We start from the raw sequence: 8,325 nt of genomic DNA, 5'->3' as shown, positions 1-8,325 counted from the left end.
AACTCTCGACCTCAACCTTGGCAAGGTTGCGCTCTACCAACTGAGCTACTCCCGCGTTGACCCACTATTGCATTACAACTCTAATAAAAAAGGAAGCCAGTCAGCTTCCTCTTGAATTTTGGAGCGGGAGAAGAGTCTCGAACTCTCGACCTCAACCTTGGCAAGGTTGCGCTCTACCAACTGAGCTACTCCCGCATCAACGACAGACGCACATTATAGAGATCTGTCTTGCTTTGTCAACCCTGGCACTTGATCGAAGGCAAAGCTGCCGTCTTACTTCAACTGGCCTTCCGTCTCCTTGATGAGCGGCCATGCCCTACGCAGGTAGTACAGCATCGACCAGACCGTCAGGACCGCCGCAACGGCCATCAGCCACGTGCCCCAGTAGCGCATGTCGATAACGCCGAAGAGCGTTCCGTCATAGAGCAGCATCGGGATGGCGACCATCTGTGCAGTCGTCTTGATCTTGCCGAGGGAGCTGACCGCTACCGACTTCGATGCGCCGATCTGGGCCATCCATTCACGCAAGGCGGAGATAGTGATTTCGCGGCCGACGATGATGAAGGCGAACATCGCGTTGAGCTGCTTGAATTCAACCAGCACGAGCAAGGCGCCCGCTACCATCAGCTTGTCGGCCACCGGATCGAGGAAAGCGCCGAAGGCGGATGTTTCGTTCCAGCGCCGCGCGAGAAAACCATCGAACCAATCCGTCATTGCCGCAATGATGAATACCGCGGTGGAGGCGACGCCTTTGCCGAATGGCGACAGCCACGCGTCGGGCAGGTAGAAAACGCCCACCACCAGCGGGATCAGCGCAACGCGCAGCCAGGTGAGGAGGATCGGGATGTTGAGTGGCATAAATGTGCTTGATAAGGCGGGTTAGGCCCGATTATCGCGTGCAATTTGCCTTTGGTGCAATTATTCGCGTGGCGAATGCGATGGAGAAAGAAATATTCGCCGGACTGCATGTCCATTTCGGCAGTGCGCTCGTCAATGAAGCTGCCGATAAATTTCCTCAGCCAACTGGCGTGAAATCCCTTCCACGGTACAAAGTTCTTCCACGCTGGCATTGGATACGCCACGCAGTCCGCCGAAACGCGCCAGCAGTTTCTGGCGTCGCTTGGCGCCAATTCCTTCGATTTCCTCGAGGCGCGACGTCTGCCGCGCTTTTGCCCGCTTGGCGCGCATGCCGGTGATGGCAAAACGATGCGCCTCATCGCGAATTTGCGCAATCAGCATCAATGCCGCGGACTCCTTGCCCAGTTCGCGTGGTGGCCGCTCGTCGGCAAAGATCAACGTTTCCAGTCCGACCTTGCGGTTCTCTCCTTTGGCGACGCCGACGATCAATCCGACATCCAGTCCAAGTTCGCTGAAAACCTGGCGCGCCATTTCCACCTGCCCCTTGCCGCCGTCAATCAGGACGATATCGGGCATAATGCCGTCGCCATTGGCCACCTTTTCATAACGTCGCATCAGCACTTGCCGCATGGCGCCGTAATCATCGCCAGGCGTCACGCCAGTGATGTTATAGCGGCGATATTCGCCGTTTTGCATCGCATGATGATGAAAGACGACGCACGAAGCCTGCGTGGCTTCGCCTTGCGTGTGGCTGATATCGAAGCATTCCACCCGCAAGGTCTCGATGTCTTCGATATCGATGCCAAGCATCTCGACCAGCGCGCGGGTACGCGCCTGCTGCGAGCCCTGCTCGGACAAGAGGCGCGCCAACGCGATCTCGGCGCCCTTTTGCGCCATGTCCAGCCATTGCCGGCGCTGTTCCTGTGGCTGGAACACGAGATTGATGCGATGCCCGCACTGTTCGGCCAGGGCCATGATCAGTGCCGGTTCGTCGAATTCCACGTTCAGAATGAGCGTACCGGGTATGAATTTGTCGATGTAGTGCTGCGCCAGGAATGCCTTGAGTACCTCCACATCGACTGAACTATCCGCAGTAGCCAGTGCGCTATCGACATGGGCCGGGAAATACGCCCGGTCACCGAGATGCCGTCCGCCGCGCACCATCGCCAGATTGACGCAAGCACGACCGCCCTGGACGAGAACGGCGATGATGTCGATATCGGCATCACCAACCACTTCCATGCTTTGCTGGTGCAGCACGCGCGAGAGCGCGGTGATTTGGTTTCGTACCGCCGCGGCCTGCTCGAATTTGAGTTCTTCCGCGAGCGCATGCATCTTTGCTTCCAGCTCCTGCATGATTTCCTTCTGGCGGCCACGCAGGAATTTTGCCGCGTTATCCACATCACGCGCGTAATCTTCCTTGCTGATGGCATTGACGCAGGGCGCGCTGCAGCGGTTGATCTGCTTCAGCAGGCATGGCCGCGTGCGGTTGGAAAACACGGTGTCTTCACAAGTCCGGAGCTGAAATACCTTCTGCAGGATCTGCATCGATTCCTTCACCGCCCAGGCACTGGGAAACGGTCCGAAATACTGGTTCTTCTTATCGACCGCGCCGCGGTAGTACGCCATGCGAGGCACATCCTGACCGGTGATCCTCAGGTAAGGATAGGACTTGTCGTCGCGAAACAAAATGTTGTAGCGCGGCTGAAGGGTTTTGATGAGGTTGTTCTCAAGCAGCAGCGCTTCGGCTTCGCTGCGGGTGACAGTAGTTTCCAGCCGGGCGATCCGCTCCACCATCATCGCGGTGCGCGGACTGTTCAGTGTTTTCTGGAAATAACTCGATACTCGTTTTTTGAGGTCACGCGCCTTGCCGACATACAGCAGGGTGTTTTCCGCATCGAAGTAGCGGTACACGCCCGGCAAATGCGGCAGCTTGGCGACTGTCTCCAGTACCGCCGCGCGCGGATCGGGAGCCTCGGTTTCAGACATTGTCGGGATCCTGAATCAGTCCATCAGAGACTGCGCCGTCTTTTTGGCGGCACGATAACGTGCGTCCTGCTGCAAGGCATCCCAGTCAGGCGCAGTGGCCTGCGGCACCAGCGAAGCGATACGTGCCTCGGATGCCCTTACGGCCGGACTGGCCTTGAGCTTCAATTCCTCGAGCAGTTGATCGGCCTTGTCCGGCGAATTGCAGATCAGGACCATGTCGCAGCCGGCCGAGAGCGCCGCATTGGCGCCGTCGACGACGGTGCCGGCGACGCTCGCGCCTTCCATGCTCAGATCGTCACTGAAAATCACGCCTTCGAATCCCATGTCGCGGCGCAGGATGGACAGCCACTTTTTCGAAAACCCGGCGGGATGCTTGTCGACTTTCGGATAGATCACGTGCGCCGGCATTACCCCAGCCAACCCCATGCCGAGCCATCCGTAGGGCGCGGCGTCCTCCCCAAGGATTTCCTTCAATCCACGTTCATCGATCGGGATGTCGATATGCGAATCGGCCTTCACGAATCCATGGCCGGGAAAGTGCTTCCCGCAGTTGGCCATGCCTGCCAACGCCAAGCCATGATTCAGGCTCTTCGCCAGCATGGCGACCACGCGGGCATCGCGATGAAACGCCCTGTCGCCGATGACGCCGGACTCGCCGTAGTCGAGGTCAAGTACCGGGGTAAAGGACAGATCCACGCCGCATGCGCGCAGCTCTGCGGCCAGCACATAGCCTACATCGGTGGCGGCGCGCGTCGATTCCAGCACATCGCGGTCCCATAGTTCGCCAAGCTTGCGCATCGCCGGCAGTTTGGTAAAACCATCGGTCTTGAAACGCTGCACCCTGCCCCCCTCATGATCGACTGCGATCAGTACGCCGGGACGAACCTCGTGAATCGCCCTGGTCAGTTCGGTCAGCTGCTGCCGGTTCTTGAAGTTGCGGGCGAAGAGGATGACGCCGCCGGTCAGGGGATGGCGGATGCGCCGGATATCGTCGTCGTTCAATTCCGTTCCGACCACGTCAAGCATCACGGGCCCCAGTCCCGGGCGGTCTGTCGTTGTTACCTTCATTTTTTCTCCACGATGACGAACGCGACCGCGTAATCAGCCTCATCGGTAATCGATACCTGTGCGGTCAAGCCGTTCTGTTCCATAAATTCCTTCAAGGCGCCGGACGTCACTGCGACAGGCTTGCCGCTAGGGGCATTGAGTGTCTGCATGGCCCGCCACGTCATCGGCATGCGCATGCCGAGTCCGATTGCCTTTGAAAACGCTTCCTTCGCCGCGAAACGGGTTGCGAGGAACCGGAGTCCTCGCGCTTCCACCTTGATCTTGCGACGCCGGTACTTTTCCAGCTCTTCGGGTCCGAGTATTTTTTCGGCAAAGCGTTCGCCGTTGCGGGCAAGTGCGGCTTCGATGCGGGAAATCTGGATGATGTCGGTGCCAATACCGTAGATCATTTCTTATGCACGCCCAGCCTTGCCGCCACCATGATGGCCTTCATTTCCCGCACCGCGTTCTGCCAGCCGATGAATACCGCCTGCGCGACGATCGCATGGCCGATGTTCAGTTCGGCGATTTCCGGAATCGCGGCAATCCGCTGCACATTGGTGTAATGCAATCCATGTCCTGCATTGACCTTGAGTCCGTACTTCAGTCCTTCCAGCACGCCGGCATGCACCCTCTCGAGCTCCCGTTGCTGTTCGGCTTCGTCGTGCGCGTCGGCATAACGCCCGGTATGGATCTCGATGACCGGTGCGCCTGCTTCGGCGGCGGCCTTGATCTGTTCCGGGTGGGCATCGATGAACAAGCTTGCCCGGATCCCTGCCAACTGGAGTTGATTGAGGGCGGATTTGACCTGCGTGAAATTTGTCACCACGTCGAGTCCGCCCTCGGTCGTGACCTCGTCCCTGCGTTCAGGTACCAGGCATACGTCCTGTGGGCGTATCCGGCAGGCGAAATCGATCATCTCGCTGGTAATCGCCGCTTCCAGGTTCATTCGGGTACGGAGCTGCGGCCGGATCACTTCGACGTCGGCGTCCTTGATGTGCCGGCGATCTTCCCGCATGTGCAGCGTAATGCAATCGGCGCCCGCCTCTTCGGCCAGCAACGCCGCCTGCACGGGGTCCGGATAAGGCGTCCCGCGTGCATTGCGTAAAGTCGCAACGTGATCGATATTGACGCCCAGATCGATCACCGGGCTGTTCGGATGAAGTAGGCTCATGGCGTGGGCTTGAATTTATAACTGCATCAAATCTATCAGAATCTGCCGGGTATTGAGCGGCATGCCGCCCAAGTGATGCGCCAGCAGGAAACGCATCAGGAACTTGCTCTGTGTTTGGGTGACGGCGTCTGCATAGTCCTCCCGCTCCATGTCGAGCAAGGTCTTGCCGGCGATGCGAGGAGCAGTATCGGCGGGCATGGCCGGTCGCGGGCCGCGCTCCGGGTCAAAGACATAGATGCGGTCGGATTCGACCGTCGCGCCGGTTCTGCCACAAACGGTGAAATTGGCGGCGACACCGGTTTCTTTCAGCAGCGCGCGTTCGAATTTTCGCAGGACGATGGGCACCGGTTCATCATGCGCCAATTGATTCAATGTGGCGACATAGTGATCGAACAGGGCCGGATGTGCATCGTCCCGCGCCAGCAGCTTCACCAGCAGTTCGTTCAGGTAGAAGCCCGATAGCAGCGCCGACCGTTCCAGCGGCGGCAGGCCGCCTACCCATTCCGCATGCGTCAATGTGCGGACTTCGGATTTCCCGCTCCAGCCGATCGATAATGGCTGGAAGGTCTGCAATACCCCGCGCAGTTTCGAATGCGGCCTCTTCGCCCCTTTGGCGATGAGCGCGACACGGCCATAGTCCCGCGTGAAGACATCGGCGATGAGGCTGGTTTCCTTATACGGATAACTATGCAGGACGAATCCCGGTTGATGGGCAACGCGATAATCGCGTTCAGGTTGTCGATTACTTCTCGGCTGCCTGACGGGCGCCTCCGGCGATTCAGTACGACGTGCGGCATCGGGCAAGGCGTCGTCCGGCCTCTGGTCAATTTCTGAAGAACGGCCACGTCCGGCATTTCCGAGCGGAGAGGCCGGGGCGTCCGATGCATGGTTGATACCGGCGCTGTTCATGTTCGCTCGAAAAACAGCTTATTCGTAGCCGTAGGCACGCAGTCGGGATTCGTTGTCGGCCCAACCGGATTTCACCTTTACCCAGATCTCGAGATAAACCGGGCCGCCGAACAGCTTCTCCATGTCCAAGCGGGACTGGGTGGAAATTTCCTTCAGCTTCGCGCCTTTTTGCCCGATGACCATCGCCTTGTGACTGTCGCGTTCCACCAATATTGCAGCAAATATGCGGCGCAGATTTCCTTCCTGCTCGAACTTTTCGATGAGCACGGTGCTCGTGTACGGCAATTCCTCGCCGACGAAGCGGAATACTTTTTCGCGGACGATTTCCGATGCCAGGAATTTCTCGCTGCGGTCGGTGATGTCATCCTCGCCGAACACCGGCGGCTCGACCGGCAGATGCTTCTTGATTTCGTCTTCCAGCACGTCGAGCTGGAAATTCTGCTTGGCGGACACCGGCACGATGGCTATGAAATCGCGTTCGGCCGCCACCTGCTGGGCGAAAGGCATCATGACCGCCCTGTCCTTGATGCGGTCGGACTTGTTGATCACGAGAATGCATGGGATGTCGGAAGGCAGCAGGTCCATCACCTGCTTGTCTGCGGGACCGAACGTACCGGCTTCAACGATGAACAGAATGACGTCGACCCCGGTGAGCGTGGTGGTGACAGTGCGGTTGAGCGTCTTGTTGAGCGGATTGGAGTGACGTGTCTGGAAACCGGGCGTGTCGATGTAAATGAACTGCGCGTCACCCTGCGTCTGGATGCCGGTGATGCGGTGGCGGGTCGTCTGCGCCTTGCGCGACGTGATACTCACCTTGGCGCCGATCAGGGCATTCATCAGCGTGGATTTGCCTACATTAGGCCTTCCTACGATAGCGATATAGCCGCACCGGAAGTCCGGGCGAGCAGCAGTGTCTGTCATGCGGTTTTCGGTTGAGAGGTCGCCAGCGGTGTATTGGACTCGTCAGGAATCGGAATTTGTTCATCGATATCGGTATTCGAATCGATATCGGAATTCACTTCCGGATCGACACTTGCAGGCGCCTGATGTTTGGTTTCACGGGCATTGCCATGCTTCGAATCGGCTTTTGCTTCGCTCTTGGTATCCGCCTTGGCTTCGGACTTTGCGGACTTTGACGGTTTTTTCGGTTCTGCCTCGACTGGCGCGTCCGGCTGGATGGTGGCAATACCCGCCAGTTTCAGTTGTGCCGCACGGGGCCGGGCCTTGCGCGCAGCGGCTGTCTTCACCAATGCGTTCTGTACCGCTTCCAGGGCCAGCTTTGCTGCAGCCTGCTCACCGGCCCGCCGGCTGCCGCCGGTACCGAATACCTGGATATCCAGCTTTGGCACAAGGCATTCGATTTCAAATTCCTGGTTATGTGCCGCGCCATGCGTCGCGACCACGTTGTATTGCGGCAGGGCGATCTTTTTGCCCTGCAGATATTCCTGGAGCAAGGTCTTTGCATCCTTGCCGAGCGTTTTTGGATCGACCGTATCGAGTATTGGAATATAAAGCGCCCGGATGACATCACGGGCAACATCAAATCCTGCATCCAGGAAAATCGCGCCGAACAACGCCTCCAGGGTATCTGCCAATATCGAGGGACGGCGGAATCCGCCGGATTTCAGTTCGCCCTCACCAAGGCGCAGAAACTGTGAAAGCTCAAGCCGCTGGGCAATTTCGTACAGCGACTGCTGCTTGACGAGATTGGCACGCAAGCGTGACAGGTCGCCTTCGTCGATCTTGTTGTAGCGTTCGAACAGCAGCGATGCAACAACACAGTTGAGGATTGAATCCCCGAGAAACTCCAGCCTTTCGTTATGCAGACTGCTATGGCTGCGATGTGTCAGGGCTTGCTGCAGAAGTGCGGCATCCCTGAACGTGTGGCCTAGCCTATCTTGCAATAACATCAGGTCCATAGCACCTTAAGCTCGTCTATTGCGCCGCTGCCATTCGTTTCTGCCCCTTGGCCGTCGTCGCTTCGTAATCGATGGTGAGACTGACGGGGCCAAACAATTCAATTTTTTTCTGATAGGCGACATTGACATCGAGGCCGTCATCCGACTTGACGATTTCCAGGTCCTTGCTGGTAACCGATTCGATGTAAGCGGTATCCCGCTGTTTCTCGAAAGATCCCTGGATTTCTCTCGGGGTCGTGCCCGATGTCTTTGCGGTCTGTATCGCTTTTTTGATGGCGGCGTATTCCACCACGGTCGGCACGACCTTCATTCCCAATATGGCGGCAAGCGCAACGATGACAATGACAAAAAGGAATCCAAAAAAAGAAAGTCCCTTCTGTCTGTTCCTGATTTCCGGACGTAGTTCCATGATTGCGCTCCCCCTGATTT

At 57.9% G+C, this 8,325-nt stretch carries 9 protein-coding genes and 1 tRNA gene; all 10 read right to left on the bottom strand.

The window, feature by feature from the left end; all coding sequences use genetic code 11:
• Positions 1–119: 119 nt before the first annotated feature.
• Positions 120–195: transfer RNA gene (locus V7080_RS05955), tRNA-Gly, on the bottom strand.
• Between the two features lie 78 nt (positions 196–273).
• Positions 274–858, bottom strand: a complete 585-nt coding sequence (gene pgsA, locus V7080_RS05950; RefSeq protein ID WP_334187489.1) for a CDP-diacylglycerol--glycerol-3-phosphate 3-phosphatidyltransferase — start codon at positions 856–858, stop codon at positions 274–276.
• A gap of 132 nt (positions 859–990) precedes the next feature.
• Positions 991–2,847 (bottom strand): excinuclease ABC subunit UvrC, encoded by a 1,857-nt coding sequence (uvrC, locus tag V7080_RS05945; protein WP_334187488.1) that lies wholly within the window; start codon positions 2,845–2,847, stop codon positions 991–993.
• 15 nt (positions 2,848–2,862) lie between these two features.
• Positions 2,863–3,915, bottom strand: coding sequence for a beta-N-acetylhexosaminidase (nagZ, locus tag V7080_RS05940; RefSeq protein ID WP_334187487.1), 1,053 nt, complete (start codon positions 3,913–3,915; stop codon positions 2,863–2,865).
• Positions 3,912–4,304 (bottom strand): holo-ACP synthase, encoded by a 393-nt coding sequence (acpS, locus tag V7080_RS05935; RefSeq protein WP_334187486.1) that lies wholly within the window; start codon positions 4,302–4,304, stop codon positions 3,912–3,914. Before acpS ends, nagZ begins: the two co-directional genes overlap by 4 nt.
• Positions 4,301–5,068 carry a pyridoxine 5'-phosphate synthase gene (pdxJ, locus tag V7080_RS05930; RefSeq protein WP_334187485.1) on the bottom strand — a complete coding sequence of 256 codons (768 nt, stop codon included), beginning with the start codon at positions 5,066–5,068 and terminating at the stop codon, positions 4,301–4,303. The genes acpS and pdxJ overlap by 4 nt, the downstream gene beginning before the upstream one ends.
• Positions 5,069–5,083: 15 nt before the next feature.
• The gene (recO, locus tag V7080_RS05925; RefSeq protein WP_334187484.1) at positions 5,084–5,977 is read right to left on the bottom strand and encodes a DNA repair protein RecO; all 894 of its coding nucleotides are present in this window, start codon (positions 5,975–5,977) and stop codon (positions 5,084–5,086) included.
• Positions 5,978–5,995: 18 nt separating this feature from the next.
• Entirely contained in the window at positions 5,996–6,898 is a 903-nt protein-coding gene (era, locus tag V7080_RS05920) for a GTPase Era (protein WP_334187483.1), read from the bottom strand.
• Positions 6,895–7,896, bottom strand: a complete 1,002-nt coding sequence (rnc, locus tag V7080_RS05915) for a ribonuclease III (RefSeq protein ID WP_334187482.1) — start codon at positions 7,894–7,896, stop codon at positions 6,895–6,897. Before rnc ends, era begins: the two co-directional genes overlap by 4 nt.
• A 16-nt stretch (positions 7,897–7,912) precedes the next feature.
• Entirely contained in the window at positions 7,913–8,305 is a 393-nt protein-coding gene (locus V7080_RS05910) for a DUF4845 domain-containing protein (protein WP_334187481.1), read from the bottom strand.
• Positions 8,306–8,325 lie beyond the last annotated feature (20 nt).

Origin of the sequence: Noviherbaspirillum sp., from assembly GCF_036846085.1 — a bacterium.
GTDB lineage: Bacteria > Pseudomonadota > Gammaproteobacteria > Burkholderiales > Burkholderiaceae_D > Noviherbaspirillum.
This window is presented reverse-complemented; position numbering and strand designations above follow the sequence as displayed.

What these genes read in the sequence shown, in the direction of transcription:
- pdxJ (WP_334187485.1), bottom strand. Translation starts at nt 5,068, where the DNA reads ATGAGCCTACTTCATCCGAACAGCCCGGTGATCGATCTGGGCGTCAAT.
- uvrC (WP_334187488.1), bottom strand. Translation starts at nt 2,847, where the DNA reads ATGTCTGAAACCGAGGCTCCCGATCCGCGCGCGGCGGTACTGGAGACA.
- era (WP_334187483.1), bottom strand. Translation starts at nt 6,898, where the DNA reads ATGACAGACACTGCTGCTCGCCCGGACTTCCGGTGCGGCTATATCGCT.
- pgsA (WP_334187489.1), bottom strand. Translation starts at nt 858, where the DNA reads ATGCCACTCAACATCCCGATCCTCCTCACCTGGCTGCGCGTTGCGCTG.
- recO (WP_334187484.1), bottom strand. Translation starts at nt 5,977, where the DNA reads ATGAACAGCGCCGGTATCAACCATGCATCGGACGCCCCGGCCTCTCCG.
- rnc (WP_334187482.1), bottom strand. Translation starts at nt 7,896, where the DNA reads ATGGACCTGATGTTATTGCAAGATAGGCTAGGCCACACGTTCAGGGAT.
- nagZ (WP_334187487.1), bottom strand. Translation starts at nt 3,915, where the DNA reads ATGAAGGTAACAACGACAGACCGCCCGGGACTGGGGCCCGTGATGCTT.
- V7080_RS05910 (WP_334187481.1), bottom strand. Translation starts at nt 8,305, where the DNA reads ATGGAACTACGTCCGGAAATCAGGAACAGACAGAAGGGACTTTCTTTT.
- acpS (WP_334187486.1), bottom strand. Translation starts at nt 4,304, where the DNA reads ATGATCTACGGTATTGGCACCGACATCATCCAGATTTCCCGCATCGAA.